General features: G+C 64.1%; 13 protein-coding genes. 8 read left to right on the forward strand and 5 right to left on the reverse strand.

Annotated elements, in window-relative coordinates; all coding sequences use genetic code 11:
* The first annotated feature begins 5 nt into the window (after positions 1-5).
* Positions 6-536 carry a GNAT family N-acetyltransferase gene (locus AC1VXC_RS08475; RefSeq protein WP_313171627.1) on the forward strand — a complete coding sequence of 177 codons (531 nt, stop codon included), beginning with the start codon at positions 6-8 and terminating at the stop codon, positions 534-536.
* Complete coding sequence (locus AC1VXC_RS08480; RefSeq protein WP_481538764.1) at positions 529-1761, forward strand: TraB/GumN family protein; 1233 nt, start codon at positions 529-531, stop codon at positions 1759-1761. The genes AC1VXC_RS08475 and AC1VXC_RS08480 overlap by 8 nt, the downstream gene beginning before the upstream one ends.
* Positions 1762-2154: 393 nt before the next feature.
* Here AC1VXC_RS08480 and AC1VXC_RS08485 read toward each other — a convergent pair whose 3' ends face one another.
* From AC1VXC_RS08485 to AC1VXC_RS08495, 3 genes are read right to left on the reverse strand one after another with little or no spacing between them, the layout of a single operon-like run.
* Positions 2155-5226 carry an efflux RND transporter permease subunit gene (locus tag AC1VXC_RS08485; RefSeq protein WP_313492616.1) on the reverse strand — a complete coding sequence of 1024 codons (3072 nt, stop codon included), beginning with the start codon at positions 5224-5226 and terminating at the stop codon, positions 2155-2157.
* A 4-nt stretch (positions 5227-5230) separates the two neighbouring features.
* Positions 5231-8698, reverse strand: coding sequence for an efflux RND transporter permease subunit (locus tag AC1VXC_RS08490; protein WP_313171621.1), 3468 nt, complete (start codon positions 8696-8698; stop codon positions 5231-5233).
* Positions 8695-9831 (reverse strand): efflux RND transporter periplasmic adaptor subunit, encoded by a 1137-nt coding sequence (locus AC1VXC_RS08495; RefSeq protein WP_481538763.1) that lies wholly within the window; start codon positions 9829-9831, stop codon positions 8695-8697. The genes AC1VXC_RS08490 and AC1VXC_RS08495 overlap by 4 nt, the downstream gene beginning before the upstream one ends.
* A gap of 220 nt (positions 9832-10051) precedes the next feature.
* On the opposite strand from AC1VXC_RS08495, the gene AC1VXC_RS08500 reads away from it, so the two are divergent.
* From AC1VXC_RS08500 to AC1VXC_RS08510, 3 genes are all read left to right on the forward strand, one after another.
* Complete coding sequence (locus tag AC1VXC_RS08500) at positions 10052-10444, forward strand: c-type cytochrome (RefSeq protein ID WP_313171617.1); 393 nt, start codon at positions 10052-10054, stop codon at positions 10442-10444.
* 9 nt (positions 10445-10453) lie between these two features.
* A complete protein-coding gene (locus AC1VXC_RS08505; RefSeq protein ID WP_313171615.1) occupies positions 10454-10915 on the forward strand; it encodes a c-type cytochrome in 462 nt (153 codons plus the stop codon).
* 217 nt (positions 10916-11132) lie between these two features.
* Positions 11133-11399: a hypothetical protein gene (locus AC1VXC_RS08510; protein ID WP_313171613.1), complete on the forward strand. Its 267-nt coding sequence runs from the start codon at positions 11133-11135 to the stop codon at positions 11397-11399.
* 242 nt (positions 11400-11641) lie between these two features.
* Here AC1VXC_RS08510 and AC1VXC_RS08515 read toward each other — a convergent pair whose 3' ends face one another.
* Positions 11642-13447, reverse strand: a complete 1806-nt coding sequence (locus AC1VXC_RS08515; RefSeq protein WP_481538761.1) for a hypothetical protein — start codon at positions 13445-13447, stop codon at positions 11642-11644.
* A 13-nt stretch (positions 13448-13460) separates the two neighbouring features.
* Positions 13461-14060 carry an NfuA family Fe-S biogenesis protein gene (locus AC1VXC_RS08520; protein ID WP_313171609.1) on the reverse strand — a complete coding sequence of 200 codons (600 nt, stop codon included), beginning with the start codon at positions 14058-14060 and terminating at the stop codon, positions 13461-13463.
* Between the two features lie 88 nt (positions 14061-14148).
* On the opposite strand from AC1VXC_RS08520, the gene AC1VXC_RS08525 reads away from it, so the two are divergent.
* Genes AC1VXC_RS08525 through zupT form a run of 3 tightly spaced genes read left to right on the forward strand, consistent with a single transcriptional unit; the run spans position 14149 to position 15744 of the window.
* Positions 14149-14496: a 4a-hydroxytetrahydrobiopterin dehydratase gene (locus AC1VXC_RS08525; protein WP_481538760.1), complete on the forward strand. Its 348-nt coding sequence runs from the start codon at positions 14149-14151 to the stop codon at positions 14494-14496.
* 1 nt (position 14497) lies between these two features.
* On the forward strand, positions 14498-14914 hold the full coding sequence (locus AC1VXC_RS08530; RefSeq protein WP_296252265.1) for an energy transducer TonB: 417 nt from the start codon (positions 14498-14500) through the stop codon (positions 14912-14914).
* 20 nt (positions 14915-14934) lie between these two features.
* Positions 14935-15744: a zinc transporter ZupT gene (gene zupT, locus AC1VXC_RS08535; protein WP_313492613.1), complete on the forward strand. Its 810-nt coding sequence runs from the start codon at positions 14935-14937 to the stop codon at positions 15742-15744.
* Positions 15745-15810: the final 66 nt, after the last annotated feature.

Raw genomic sequence — 15810 nt, forward strand, 5'->3', positions numbered from 1 at the left:
CCGAGATGAGCCTGCAGCTGCGCCCCGCAACCCCCGCCGACATCCCCGCCATCAGCGCGATCTACGCGGTGGAAGTCCGCGAACTGGTCAACACCTACGAATACGAGGTGCCCAGCGAAGCAGAAATGGCGCAGCGCATGCAGGACATCACCACGCGCGGCTATCCTTACCTCGTCGCCACCATTGATGGCGAGGTAGCCGGCTACGCCTATGCCAACAGCTACCGCGCCCGTATCGCCTATCAGTGGACCGTGGAGAACTCGGTCTACGTCGATGCACGCTTCCACGGCCAAGGCGTTGGCAAGGCCTTGATGCAGGCCCTGATCGACGAATGCACCGCGCGCGGTTACCGGCAGATGATCGCGGTGATCGGCGAGCCGACCAATACCGCATCGATCAAGCTGCACGAGCGTTTCGGCTTCGAGCTGATTGGCGTGTTTCGTGGCCTTGGCCGCAAGCACGGGCGCTGGCTGGACACCGTGCAGATGCAACGCGCACTCGGCGACGGCGCCGACAGCGCCCCCACCAATGAATGAAGCAATGACTGACTCCTCTATTGAAACCGGCGGCGAACTGCTGGCCGGCCAGCCTGTGCGCGTGGTTGAACGCGACGGCGTGCGCTACACCTTGCTGGGTACGGCCCACGTTTCCCTCGCCAGCGTGCAAGCGGTTGAACAGGCGATCGCCAGCGGTCAGTACGACGCGGTTGCGGTTGAACTGGACCCACAGCGCCTGCAGGCACTGACCAATCCGAATGCCTTGGCACAGCTCGATCTGGTCGAGGTGATCCGCAAGGGGCGCGTGGCGCTGTTTGCCGCCAACCTCGCCCTGGCCGCTTACCAGCGTCGTCTGGCCGAGCAGCTCGGCATCGAACCTGGCGCCGAACTCAAGCGTGCGGTGGAACTGGCCAAGGCCAATGATCTGCCAGTCCACCTGATCGACCGCGATGTCGGCCTGACTTTCCGCCGCGCATCGCAGAGCCTGGGCTTCTTCGGCAAGATCAAGCTGGTGATGGGTCTGGGCGCCGGCCTGTTCTCATCCGAGGATGTGGGCGAAGACGAGATCGAGAAGCTCAAGCAGGGCGACATGCTGGAATCGAGCTTCGGCGAATTCGCCAACGAAAGCCCGGCGCTGTATCAAGCCATCATCGGTGAGCGCGACCGTTATATGGCTACGCGTCTGCGCGAGGAACACAACAGCGAGCAGCGCAATGTACTGGCGGTGGTTGGCGCGGGTCACCTTGCAGGGTTGGCCCGCTATCTGGAAACCGATACCGAAGCACCCGGACCGCTGCGCGAGCAGTTGGAGTTGGTACCGAAGAAGCGCAACATCCCGTGGATCACCCTGGGCATTCTGGCCATCGTGCTGGGCGGCATTGGGTTTGGCTTCTGGAAGGGCGGCATGGGCATGGGTGCCGACATGTTGCTGACCTGGGCGATGTTTACCGGCGGCCTGGCTGGCCTGGGTGCGTTGCTTGCTGCCAGCCATCCGTTGAGCATTCTGACCGCGATCGTGGTTGCGCCATTCAAGCCCTTCCGCCTGAGCATTCCTACCGGTGCGTTTGCGGCGCTGGTGGAGACGCGCCTGCGCAAGCCTACGTATCAGGACTTCCTGCAGCTGCGTGATGACGCGCAGAACGTGAAGGGCTGGTACCGGAATCGCGTTACCCGCGTCGTGCTGACCTTCATGCTGACCAACCTGGGCAGCATGCTCGGGCTATGGCTTACCGGCTTCAGTGTTTACGGCAAACTGGCTGGGTGAAGCCTTTGGGGCTTTGAAGCATTGAAGCTGTAGAGCGCTAAAAACGTAGAAGCGCCCTCACCCCGACCCCTCTCCCGTAAACGGGAGAGGGGATTGGATCTCATACATCTTCTTCTGCTGCAGCCGCCTTGGCTTACGGCAACCAAAAGCGCATCTCAAGCTCCAGTTTCGGCTCTTGCTCTGGCTCTGACTCTTGCTCTAGCTCTGGCTCTGGCTCTGGCTCTTGCTCTGGCTCTGGCTCTGGCTCTTGCTCCGGCTCTGGCTCCGGCTCCGGCTCCGGCTCTTGCTCCGGCTGTCCCCTCTCCCGCGTGCGGGAGAGGGGGAGGGGTGAGGGCCGCTCTTGCTTAAGCTGTCGCTATTGCCTTCGCCGCTAGTCGTCAAAGCACCAGCCAATCAGCCCTCTGCAACGGCGCCCCGCTCCAACGCAGGCAAGCCGCGCGCACGCCGCACCAACCGCGCCGTGCCGGTACGCAGATCATCCAACAACGCATAGATGGTCGGCAGGAACAGCAGGCTGACCACCGTAGAGAACGCCAGACCACCGGCAATCGCGCGTGCCATCGGGTAGTACGGCGGCATGCCATCGGCCGTGGTCGTGTTCAGGGCAATCGGCACCATCGCCAGGATCGCCGTGCCCATCGTCATCATGATTGGTCGCAGACGCTCACGGCTGCCTTCAATCAACGCCTCGGTACGCGATACGCCACGTCGCCTCAGATTGTTGATGTGCTCGATCATCACGATGCCGTTGTTCACCACCACGCCCATCAGCACCAGGATGCCGATCACCGCCATGATGTTCATCTCGGTGCCGGTCAGCCAGAACAGCCAATACACGCCATAGATCGAGAACAGCACGCAGGACATGATCGCCGCAGGGAACAACAGCGACTCGAACACCGCCGCCATGATCACCACCATCAGGATCAGGGCGATGAAGATCGCGCTCACCATCTGGTCCATGCCGTCGAAGTTGATGTTGAAGCCCGCCCCGTTGAACGTATAACCGTAGCCAGGCGGGAACTGCACGCGGTCCAGGGTCTCCTCGACCGACTTGCGTGCCTGGTCCATCGGCACATCCTTGGCCAGGCCGGCCTCGATACGCAGCATGGTCTGCCGGTTCAAGCGCTGGATGGAGTTGGCCGCCGGATTGACGTTGACGTCCACCATCGCCAGCAGCGGGATCTCCTTGCCGCTGGAGCTGCGCACCATGAACGACGACAAGTCCTCGATGCTGTAGTTCTCCGAGCCCGAGAAACGCACATTGACCGGAATCTCGACGTCATCACGGTGGAAGTCACGCAGCGATGAGCCACGCAGCGCCATGCCCACGAACTGCGCCACCTGCTGGGCACTGAAGCCATACGATGCTGCACGTTCGCGGTTGACCCGCACGGCCAGTTCGGCATTGGCATCGCCTACGTCCACGCGCACATCGCGCAGCTTGGGATTGCGCGCCAGGATCGGCACGATGTCGTCGGCCAGCTCGCGCAAGGTCTGGCTTGAGTCACCGACCAGACTGAAACGCAGGCCCTGCCCTTCGCTGCCCATGCCACCCGGCCAGCCGATACCGATCTTGGCACGTGCCGACTGTGGCAGCCCCTTGCGCACTTCTTCCTCGATCTTCTTGCTCTGCTCGCGGTCGTCGACGGTCAGGTACAGGCGCGTCTGCGCCCAGCCCTGCTCAGCGAAGCGGCTGTATACACGCTTGATCTTGAACTCGTCGCGGTTGGCGTTGACGAAGTCCTCGACACGCTGCACTTCTTTGCCCATCTCTTCCTTGGAATAGGAGCCCTTCCACTGATAGAAGATGTTGATCTCATCCGGATCATTGTCATCGCCACCGCCACTGGTGTGGGTCATCGGCCAGACGCTGAGCACCGACACCAACACGATGCCGGCTACGCTCCAACCCCGGTTCTGCAAGGTCCAACGCAGTATCCGTGCATACCGCGCCTGCAGACGGCTGATGAACGGCGACTTCAGGGCCGGCGGCGTCTTCATTCGCGCGGACAGCATCGGGATCAGACTCACCGCCACCAGCCACGAGGCCAGCAGCGAGAACGAAATGGTCAGCGCCAACTGGGTCAGGTAGATGGTGATGATGTTCTTCTCGCCGAACATCATCGGCAGGAACACCACGCAGTGGCACAAGGTACCGGCCGACAGCGCGATCGCCACGTGGCGGGTACCGATGATCGAGGCCATCTCCGGTTTGCCGGGGTATTTCTCGCGCTCCTGGTAGATGCTCTCCACCACCACCACGGCGTTGTCCACCAGCATGCCTACCGCCAGCAACAAGCCCATCATCGAGATGATGTTCAGGCTGATGCCGGTGAAGTACATGAAGCCCAAGGTCATGATGAAACAGATCGGGATCGCCATCGACACCATCAGCGTCGACGGCCAATGGCGCAGGAAGGCGTACAGCACGATCACCGACAGCAGCAGACCGATTGCACCGGCCTCGGCCAGGGCCAACAGCGAGCTGGTGACCGCCTTGCCGGAGTCCCAGGCCACTTCGATATCCACCCCGCGCAGGGCCGGGTCGTCGCCCAGTCTCTCGACTTCCTTGCCTACAGCGCGCGACAGATCCACCAGGTTCGCCGAGCGCTCCTTGTAGATGTCCACGCCGACGCTGGGCTTGCCTTCCATGCGCCGCACATAGCTCATGCGCTGCGGCTGCAGGCTGACCTCGGCGATATCGGACAGGCGGGTACCGCGGTTGTTGACCGGCAGGTCGCGCAGCTCCTGCACCTCCAGCAGCTCACCCTTGGGCTGCACGCGAAGGCGGCGGCCGTCCTCGGTGATCTGTCCGGCCGATACCGCGAAATTGGCCGCCTGCAGCTTCTGCACCAGATCGTTCAGGGCAACGCCATGCGCGCTGATCCGGTCCTTGTCCAACGCGATCAGCACTTCCTGCTTGGCAACACCTTCCACTTCAACACGGGCCACGCCCGGCAGACGCTCCAGGCGTTGCTTGATGGCACGCTCGATCATGTCAGCGCGCGCGGTCAGGTCCTCGGCACTGTTCAGGCGCAGGCTGATCGCTTCCTGGTCGCTGGTGCTCCAGCGCTGCACGTAGTAACGGCGGAAGTCGTCCGGCAACTCGTCACGCACCGCGTCGATACGCTCACGCGCTTCGGACGCGGCCATGGCGATATCGCGGTTCCAGTCGCTGAATTCGACCTGGATCTGCCCGCCTTCGGCGTTGGCGCGCGAGTTCATCGTCTTGATGCCGGGCATCGTGGCGATGGCCTCTTCAACCGGCCGCAGCAGGTTGCGCTCCACTTCTTCCGGGGTCGACCCCGGATACGGCAGTGCGATGAAGAAGAACGGGATCGATGCTTCCGGCTCCGACTCCAGCGGCAGCTTGAACGCGGCGATCAGGCCGATCACCACCATCGACACGAACAACATGATGGTGGTGACGGGGCGGCGGATGGACAGCTCGGTGATATTCATCCGCTCAGTCCTTGATGCCGCCAATGGGGTCCTGCTCGTGGCTCAGCACCTGCTCGGCCTGGGCCATCGCCTGGCGTGCACGACGGCCGCGCTCGGCGTAGTACTCGTCCGGTTTGCGGTCCAGCAGGTCGTACACCACCGGGATCACCAGCAAGGTCAGCAGGGTCGAGACCAGCAGGCCACCGATCACCGTGATCGCCATCGGCGAGCGCACTTCGGCACCTTCACCGAAGGCCAGAGCCAGCGGCAGGAAACCGAACACCGCACACAGCGTGGTCATCATGATCGGCCGCAGACGCGAACGTGCGCCCTCAACCAGGGCCTCACGCTTGGCCACACCTTCCTCGCGCAGCTGGTTGACCTTGTCGATCAGGATGATGGCGTTCTTCACCACCAGGCCGACCAATAGAATCAAACCGATGAATACCACCACCGAGACCGGCGAACGCGCCAGCAGCAAGGCCGCAACCGCGCCTACCAGTGCCAGCGGAATGGTGAACAGAATCACGAAGGGATGCAGCAGCGATTCGAACTGCGATGCCATCACCAGATAGACCAGGAACACCGCCAATGCGAAGGCGAACAGCAGTGAGCGGATCGATTCGCCCAGCTCCTGGCCCTGGCCACCGATATGCATGCCGACATCGGTGCCCAGCGGATTCTTCGCGACCATGCTCTGCACTTCGGTGATGGCCTTGCCCAGGTCGATATCGCGCAGGTTGGCCGAGACGATGGCCACACGGCGCTGGTCGGCACGGTGGATTTCGCTCGGGCCGGTGGTGGCGATGACATCGGCCACCGAACCCAGCTCGATCGGCTTGGCACCGCTCGGATTGACGATCAGGCGACGGATGTCGTTGACCGAGGAACGCTCCGATTCCTGCACGCGTACCAGCACGTCGATCTTGCGATCGCGGAAGCTGTAGCGGGTAGCGACATTGCCCTTGACCTTGTTGACCACCGCATCAGCGATCTGCCGCGTGGTCAGGCCGAGTGCCGCCGCGCGGTCCTGGTCGAACACCACCTGGATTTCCGGGAAGCCCTGCTCCACTGTCGACTTGACGTCGGCATAGTGCGGGTTCTCGCGCAGCATGCCAGCCAGGCGATTGCCGGCGATACGGATGTCCTCGAGATTATTGCCCTCGATTTCGATTTCCAACGGCGGCGACAGCGCGAACAGCTCCGGGCGGGCGAAATCCACCTGCGCCGACGGCCACGCCTTCATGGTCTCGCGCAGTTTTTCGGTCAGTGCCGGCTCCAGCTTGGTGTCATTCATCACCACCGACAGCTTGCCGATGTTCTCGCCGCTCTCGGTCGGGCTGGCATCCAGTCGCGTACCGGTGCCGGAGACGCCGTACAGCAGGCGCACGCCTTCTTCGTCGGCATGCTTGCGCTGCACTTCGCGTACCAGTGCATCGGTCTGCGCCAGTGGCGTGCCCGGCGGCAGCTTGGCAGTCATCTCGAAGCGGTCCTGGGCCAGCTGCGGCAGCAGATCCACGCCCAGCAGCGGCAACGCCGCCAGGGTCAAGCCGAACGCCAGCGTCGCAAAACCCAACACAGGCCACGGACGCTTCAATGCCGCCGGCAGCGCGCGCAGATAGCCGGCTTCAGCGCGGCCATACGGCGCCATTGCCAGATCACTGGCCTTGCGCATCACCGGGCCGACCACCGCGGCAATGCCACGGAAAATCCGCACCACGGTCCAGGCCAGGAAATAGAAGCCGTAACGGAACATCGCGCCGATGCCACGGCCAGCATAGGCCGCCGGCTTCTTCCAGCGGCTCTGCGGACGCCACGGCTCACGCGGGTCCTCGGCCGGGAACTCCAACGGCGGACGGCCCTTCAGCGCGCTCAGCATCGGGATCAGGGTCATCGACACCACCAGCGACACCGCGATGGCGATCGATACCGTCAACGCCTGGTCACGGAACAACTGGCCGGCGATACCTTCGACGAACACCAGCGGCAAGAACACCGCGATGGTGGTCAAGGTCGAAGCAACCACCGCCATGAACACTTCGCGGGTGCCCTTGATCGCCGCTTCCAGGATGCCCATGCCGCGCTCACGCGCCTTGGCAATGGATTCCAGCACCACGATCGAGTCATCCACCACCAGGCCGGTGGCCAGCGCCAGGCCGCCCAACGACATCACGTTCAAGCTCAGGCCAAGCTGGCCCATGAAGAAGAACGTGGCGATGATCGAGATCGGCAGCGACAGCGAGATCACGAAGGTGCTCCAGCCATCGCGCAGGAACAGGAAGATGATCAGCACCGACAGCAGGCCGCCGATCACCGCATCGATCTTGACGTCCTTGATGGCGTGGCGGATGAAGACCGACTGGTCCTCGACCGTCGTCATCTCAATGTCCTTGGGCATTTCCTTGCGGATCTGCTCCAACTTCGCCTCCAGCGCATCGGCAGTGGAAACGGTGTTGGCGTCGCCTTCTTTGTAGACAGCGAGTTCGACCGCTTCATGGCCGGCAGCGCGGATCACCGCTTCGCGCTCCTTGTAGCCCTGGCGCACTTCGGCCACGTCCTTCAAGCGCACGCTGGGCGCACTGCTGCTGCCATCGCTGCGCATCGCCGCAATCACGTTGGGATCGCTGCTGCCGAGGATGGCCGACATCAGCTGGCGGTTCTCACCGGTCGAGCTGGCGGTGCTGGAACCACTGGCCGTGGTCAGCAACATCTCGCGCATCTGTTCGACCGTGGCGAACTGGTTGACGGTACGCACCAGGTAACGCTGCGAACCTTCTTCCAGACGACCGCCGGACAGGTTCACGTTCTCCTGCTGCAGACGCTGGATCACCGTGTCCAGCGACAGACCCAGCGCGGCCAGCTTGCGCTGGTCGATATCAACCTGGATCTCGTCTTCCAGACCGCCGCCAACCTTGACCGCAGCCACACCACTGACCGGCTCGAGCTTGCGCTTGAGGTCTTCATCGGCGTAACGGCGCAGTTCCATCAGGCGGCGCACGGCATCGGCGTCGTTGCCGGCTTCCTGCTTGGACGACAGCGCCAGCCGCATGATCGGCTGGGTGGACGGATTGAAGCGCAGCAGCACTGGCGGCTTGGCCTCCAGCGGCAACTGCAGCGTCTCCATCTTGTCGCGCACGTCCAGCCCGGCCTGCTGCATGTCCGTGCCCCAGGCGAACTCCAGCACCACGTCGCTCTGACCGGTGCGGGAGATCGACTTGAGCTTGCGCAGGCCCTTGACGATGCCCAGCGCCTCTTCGGCCGGCTGCGAAATCAGAGTTTCCACCTCGGCCGGTGCCGCACCTTCGTAATCGGTACGCACGGTCAGGGTGGGATAGCTCAGGTCCGGCAGCAGTTCGACCTTCAGGCTGGACAGCGAGATCAGGCCAAACAACACCAGGGTCAGCGTCATCATCGCGATGGTGACGCGGCGGCGGGTGGCAAACTCGATCAGATCGAAGCCACCGCCGGAAGCCGACGGTCCGTGGTCACTCATTGTTTGGTCGCCTGTGCAGCGGCCGGTGCCTTGGCCGCTGCTGCGACCGCCTTCTCCTTGCCGATCACCTGCACCGCACTGCCTTCGCGCAGTGCGGCCTTGCCGGCGATGACGACCTCATCGCCCAGCTGCAGGCCGTTGCGCACCTCGATGAAGCCGGCATCGTCGTAACCCAGGGCCAGCTCGGTACGCACGGCCTTGCCGTCACGCACCACATAGACTGCCGGCTTGCCACCGTCTTCCAGCAGTGCGGTACGCGGTACCACCAATGCATCGGCGCGCTGGTCGTAGTTGATGCTCAGGCGGCCGAACATGCCCGCCTGCAGCGCATCTTCCCCGGTGAAGGTGGTAACCACGCGGAAGGTGCCGGTGCCGTTGTCCACGACCGGTGCAACGCGGTCCACCGTGCCGGTAAACGGCTTGCCCGGCAGCGCATCGACCTGCAGCGATACCGCCTGGCCCGGCTTGAGCTTGGCGATCTCGCGCTCCGGCACATTGAGGGTGGCTTCCAACTGGCCGCTGTCGACGATGCGGATGATCGGCGAGTTGATCTGCACGAAGTTGCCCGGCTTGATGTCACGCGAGGCGACCACACCGCTGATCGGCGCGACCACCGTCGTATAGGACAACTCCAGCGTCGCCATCCGGTACATCGCCCGCGCGTTCTCCAGGTCATAGCGCAACTGGTCCACGTCGGCGGCGCTGACCAGTTGCTGCTGCACCAGCTTCTCGGCGCGGTGATAGCTGTTCTCCAGCTTGCGCATCTGCGCCTCGCTCTGCGCCACGCTCAGGCGAGCGCGGTCCGGGTCCAGCCGAACCAAAGGCTGCCCGGCACGAACCAGCTGACCTTCTTCGACCAGCACCGCCAGCGCCACGCCGGAAGTCTTGGCGACCACCTGCGATTCGGCGCGCGGCTCCAGTGCGGCAGTACCGGTATAGCTGGCGGCAATGGCACGGCGCTCGGCCTTGGCCACTTCCACCGGTACGGCGTCACTGGCCTTCTGCTCATCCGGCGTCTTGGCCTTGGCTTCCTCGCCACCGGCCTTGCAACCGCCGAGCAACAGGGAGGTGGTGATCAGGAGTGCAGCAGCGCAGCTTCCGGTGCGGGCGTGCAGAGTGAAAAGTCGCGACATCGTCTTGTCCCTGGGGATGCGTAGGCAGGTGTTGTAGCAAAGTATTGCACCACCCCACGCCCACACCATGCCCCGAAAGTCATGGGTACCACCCTATAGGCATGAGCTACCGCATTGCAGCATCCGACCCCTGTTCCGGAGGGGTAAATACGCGGGCTATACTCGGGCCGTTCCGTATCCCACGGCGGAACCCCAGACCCGCTCATCGGATAAGGAAACCATGCGCTCGCAGCCGCTCGCCGCTTGTTTCGCTCTGGCTTTTGCCCTGACCTTCGGGGCCGCCCAAGCTGATCCGCAGTCTGCTACACCCGCCGTCGCCCCTGCCCCTGCTGCCTCCAGCGCCACACCGGCAGCGGCCAGCACCGGCAATGCCGCCACCGGCAGGACCCTGGCCTATACCTGCCAGGGCTGCCACGGCATCACCGGCTACAAGAATGCCTACCCCAGCTACCGCGTGCCGAAGATCGGTGGGCAGTCATCGCAGTACCTGACCCAGGCGCTTACCGAGTATCGCGAAGGCAAACGCAAGCATCCGACGATGCAGGCGCAATCGATGAGTTTCAGCCCGCAGGACATTGCTGATCTCTCCGCCTACCTGTCCACCCTCAAATAAGCGCCGACCATGACGAAAGCCACACACGCACTGCGTTTGTCCATCGCCCTGTTCGCCGCCATGGGTCTAGCTGCCTGTACGCAGTCGGAGGTCGAGTCCAGCGGCAAATCCGCGGCCGACCCCGGCCATGCCAGCGGTGAACACGGATCCAGTTCCTCCGCCGGCCTGCCGGCCGGCCGCATCGCCGCCGGTGAGCACCTGGCAGCCGTAAAGGGCAAGGCCACCGGGCAGAGTTGCATCGACTGCCATGGCGCCGACGGCAACAACCCGATCGATCCGACCTATCCCAAGCTCGGTGGCCAGTACGGCGACTACCTCGCCCATGCACTGCAAGCCTACCGTGCCAGCACCCGCGACCACATGCTGATGACCCCGCAGGCACAGAACCTGAGCGATCAGGACATCGCCGACCTCGCCGCCTACTTCGGCTCGCGTCCCAGCCAGTTGCGCGACCTGCACGGCGTGGATTGAAGACAACCGTCGCAGCACCGCATTGACACAACAAAGCCGCCCTTGGGCGGCTTTGTTCATATGCAATGCTCTCGAGGCTGTTTGTGGGAGCGGCGTAAGCCGCGAAGCTGGCATTGTTGGAACACCACTCATTCGCGCCATCTGAAGCGCTATCTGCTTCGCGGCTTACGCCGCTCCCACAACGGAGACTTGATCACGTATGCCACTCTATCGATGCTTGATCTGCGGCGAAAACTTCCCGGGTGCTCTGCTGGGCAAGCACTCACCCATTGGCTTCTACGCAACCCGCTTCGTAGAGGCAGCAACCCCGGGTGAAGCAGAAGCACAGGTTCTGGACCTGCTACGGAACGACGATGTGCTGAAGATTCGTGCTGAGCTACGCAACGAGGACGCCAGGGTTTTCTTCGAGGAGATCGCCGAGGTCAGCGCCGACAGCGAGCGCGCGCCGAACTCTGGTTTCACATTCTTCGCCATGGGCAGCTGAATCCCTGAAGACAAAGGCTGTCTCAGCAGTGCGTCAACAGCCCCAAGTGCGCTGCGCTTACCTGAGCTACGTTGCTTGATCTGCACGCACGATGCACCAGGCACCACTTGTGGGAGCGGCGTCAGTCGCGAAGCTGGCACTGTCGAAGCCCAACCCATATGCGGCATCTGATCCGGCCTCGGCTTCGCGGCTTACGCCGCTCCTACAAGAACCAACGCGGCATACAAAGCACCGCCGAGCCATCAACGACTGCCGTTGTCTTCCTGCAGCTCTTTCTTGAACGGGATATCCGGCGGCGGTCGCGCTTCTGCCGGCTGCTCCTGCATGTTCGGGTTGGTCAGGCCACAGCCGCCACCGAACTGCAGCATCGACACCACACAGGAAATCTTGCTCTTTGAGCCAGGAATCGGAATCTCCACGCTCTTGATGCCCTTGCGCACCCACTCGGCCAGGAGCGATTCATTCGGCGCCCAATACTTGTCGAAGGACGTCGGCGTGTAGTCATACGGCGGGCGCTTTAGCCAGGTGCCGGACTCGGCGATGCGCTCGCGGCTCCAGGTGTCTGCATCACCGCCCGGTGCACCACGCTTGGCCGCGTCCTGTGCCTGCCCCTCGTTGGCACCCAGCCTTACGCTGCCATCGGCATTGAACAGCCCGGTTCCCTTGTCAGCCTGACCGCCAGCGCTACCGGCAACCTGGCGCTGCGCCGCGCCCCAATCATCGCCACGGTTGGGTGCCGCCCAACCGCCGCTGCGATCCTCCGGCTTAGGACCTGCACCTGTGCTGGTCCCGCCGCGCGGGCTTGGATTGGCTGCCCCCGCCTGCCCGCCAGCCCGCGACGGACTGGTCGATGCACTGGCTGCCGGCGTACCGGTTGATGCCTGCGTCGTGGCAGTTGGACTCGCCGGCGCCTGCGCCGCAGGCTTGTCGGGCACACCACGCACCGCACGCTCACGCACCGCCATTGTCGGCGTCTTTAGTTGCACCTGGGCTGCGCGCGCTGGCAGGGTCGCCATCGCCACCGATTCCTGCGTTGCGGTCTCGATCCGACGTTCGCGTACGCCAAACTCGGGCGTGCGAATCTGCACCTGGGTTTCGCGCGCGCGCGGCTGCGTCACCGCTATCGGCTGCTGGGTGGCAACCTCGATCTGGCGTTCACGCACCTGCATCTGGGGAGTACGCAACTGCACCGTTACTTCCGCAGGCTGACGCAGCGCCTGCATTGGCTGCGGACGATCAACCGCAGTTTCAATCGTGCGTTCGCGCACCTGCGCCTGACTGCTGCGCAGTGCCGGGGCCACAACCGTGACCGGCGGCACCACGAAATCGCTGGTCGGCTGGCTTGTTTCGGTCACCTGCAGCGGCTGCTCGCTGACGGCAGGCGGCTCCGGCACGGGCTTGGATGCATCTACCTGCATCGCCTCGGGCGCGAATGCAGGCTCGACGGCAGGCGGGACATCGCTTTGCGCTGCGCGCGTAGCCGAGGATGCCGACGATTCCTGCGCCGCGGGTGCCGGTGACTCGGCCGCAACAGCGCCAGACTGCGCTGCAACTTCCGCCTGTGCGCCCGCCGCCTCGGCATCCTTCGGGGCACCGCCGCCCTCGTCGTCCGGCGTACCGCGCCCGACATACGCCACCTGCACGCGCTCGCCCTGTTCGGCGTTCTGTTCCGGCACGTTGCTGCGCACCAAGGCCACCCACAGCAACAGCAACGCGAACAGCACATGCAGCCCGGCGCTGAAGAAACCGGCAAACCAACGCAGGCCACGCTGATCGCGCGGCGGCGGTTCGCCTCCATTCCAGAACAGCAACACGATGTGTTGCCACAGCGGCAACGGCGCAGGTACACCCGCGCGTGGTCGTGGCGGTCGGGCCGCCATCACCCCGGCGGCGTCTGCATCGACAAATGCGGAAAGCCCCTTGGAGACACGCGTGCGCAGCCAGTTGCTCCAGCTGTACGGCATGCCAGTGCGACGATCATGCAGAATGCTGGTCTGCCGGCGCGAGGCCAGCAGATCGATCAACTCGGTAACCGATGCCACCGGCATGCAGGGGCGCGGCTCAGCCCGCGCCGTCGCGCGGAATATACGGGGCCTGACCGGTTTCGTGGTCGGTAGCGTCACGCACGGCGGTGATCCCCGGCACCCGGCCCATCAAGGTCTTCTCGATCCCCTGCTTCAAGGTCACATCGGCCATTCCGCAACCGTGGCAGCCGCCACCGAAGCGCAGCAGCACAACGCCATCCGCCGACACTTCCTGCACCGCGACGCGGCCGCCGTGCGAGGCAAGCTGCGGGTTGATTTCATTTTCAATCACCCAGCGCACACGCTCGACGATGGAGGCTGCATCACCGGGAGCCTCCCCCTTGATCTTCGGCGCCTTGATGGTCAGCTGCTGGGTGCCGGTGGCCTGGGTGACGAAGTCGATCTCGGCACCATCCAACCACGCCACACTGGTGGCAGCGACATACAAGGTGAAGCCATCGCAGTCCACCGCCCACTCATCACCCAGCAGGTCAGCCGGCTCGGCGAATTCAAGGCGCGCGTCGGCGCTCGGGGTTCCCGGGTCCATCGCGCTCAGGCGCACGCCCATTCCGGGCACGGCCTCGCGTTCAATCAACTTGCGGAAATGCGTTTGGGCGGTATCTGAGATCTGGATCATGCGGGTATTCTAGCCGTGTCTTGGTTGCCACCGATGGGACACTGATTCCAACGGCGGCACAGTTCAGTCACCTGTTATGGAGGTTTGCATGGCCCCTGATCTCATCCCGCTGGCACAAGCGCACTGCAGCCCGCGCCGGGGTAGCGAATACCGCCTCGGTCAGGCCCGCATCGCCGAGCTGCTGCCGCAGGTCCCGGGCTGGGAGCTGGCCGAGAACGGCCAGGCCCTGACCCGTACATTCCGCTTTGACAACTACCACGGCACCATGGCGTTCGTGAACGCGCTGGCCTGGATTGCCCACCGCGAAGACCACCATCCCGATCTGGGCGTGCACTACGACCGCGCCGTTGTGCGCTTTTCCACCCATGATGTGGGTGGCCTGAGCGAGAACGACTTCATCTGTGCCGCCAAGGCATCCGCACTAACGGAGCAATGACATGAAACTGCGTCTGCTGTTCGCTGCATTGGGCACCGTGGCTGCACTGAGCGCCTGCAACTCCTCCGACCAACCGGCCGCGCCGACCGTCGCCCCGACCGAAGTGGCCGCCGTGCAGACCCCGCCACCGGACTACCCGGCCGAACTGGCCTGCACCGGGGTTGGCGGCAAGAGCGTGCTGCGCGTGGTGGTTGGCCCGCAGGGCACGCCTACCGAAGTCTCGCTGGTCACCAGCAGCGGCAACAGCCAGCTGGATGACTCCGCCGCGCGCCGCGTGCGCGAATGGAAGTTCAACCCGGCCACCCGCAACGGCCAGCCGGTGCCCACCACCATCCAGGTACCGGTCAGCTTCAACCCGCCGGACCCCAAGCCGAACGAATGCTTCGCTATTGAAGAACGCGCACGCCGGGGTGGCTGAGCCGGCAACGGCTGGCGCGCATGCACGCATTCTCCAGTGACAACCTCTGGCTTGCGTTCAGCCTGACTCTGGCTGCCGGCCTGGCCACGGCCGTCGGCAGCCTGCTGGTCCTGTTCTCCAGGCGCCCCAACCCACGCCTGCTGGCGTTCGGGCTGGCGTTCGCCGGCGGCGCGATGGTCTACGTCTCGCTGTCGGAGATACTGAACAAATCGATCGGCGCATTCACCCAGGCCTATGGCGACCGCCTCGGCTATACCTACGGAACCTTGTGGTTCCTGGGCGGCGTGCTGCTGGTGGTGTTGATCGACCACCTGGTGCCGAACCCGCACGACAGCCTCGACAAGCAGGACCCGGCCTTCCACGACCACAGCCACACCCAGATCCGCCGGGTGGGTCTGCTCAGCGCGATCGCCATCACCGCGCACAACTTCCCCGAAGGCCTGGCGACCTTCTTCGCCACCCTGGAAAGTCCCTCGGTCGGCCTGCCACTGGCCTTTGCCATTGCCATCCACAACATCCCGGAAGGCATCGCCATCGCTGTCCCGGTGTATCTGGCCACCGGCCGCAAGGCCTATGCCTTCGGTGCCAGCCTGCTATCGGGACTGGCCGAGCCGGTCGGTGCGGCCATCGGTTACTTCCTGCTGGCGGATGCCCTGTCTCCGGCCACGTTCGGCGCGGTGTTCGGGCTGATCGCCGGCATCATGGTGTTTCTGGCATTGGACGAGCTGCTACCCGCCGCCAAGCGCTACGCCCAAGGCCACGAGACCGTTTACGGACTGGTGATCGGCATGGCGACGATTGCGGTGAGCCTGGTGCTGTTCAAGTGGTAGCGAAGCCGGGGCTGATCGGCAACCCGGCCAAGCCTGAAATCGGATCCTTTGTGGGAGCGGCGTAAG

The organism is Stenotrophomonas sp. STEN033, from assembly GCF_056856655.1.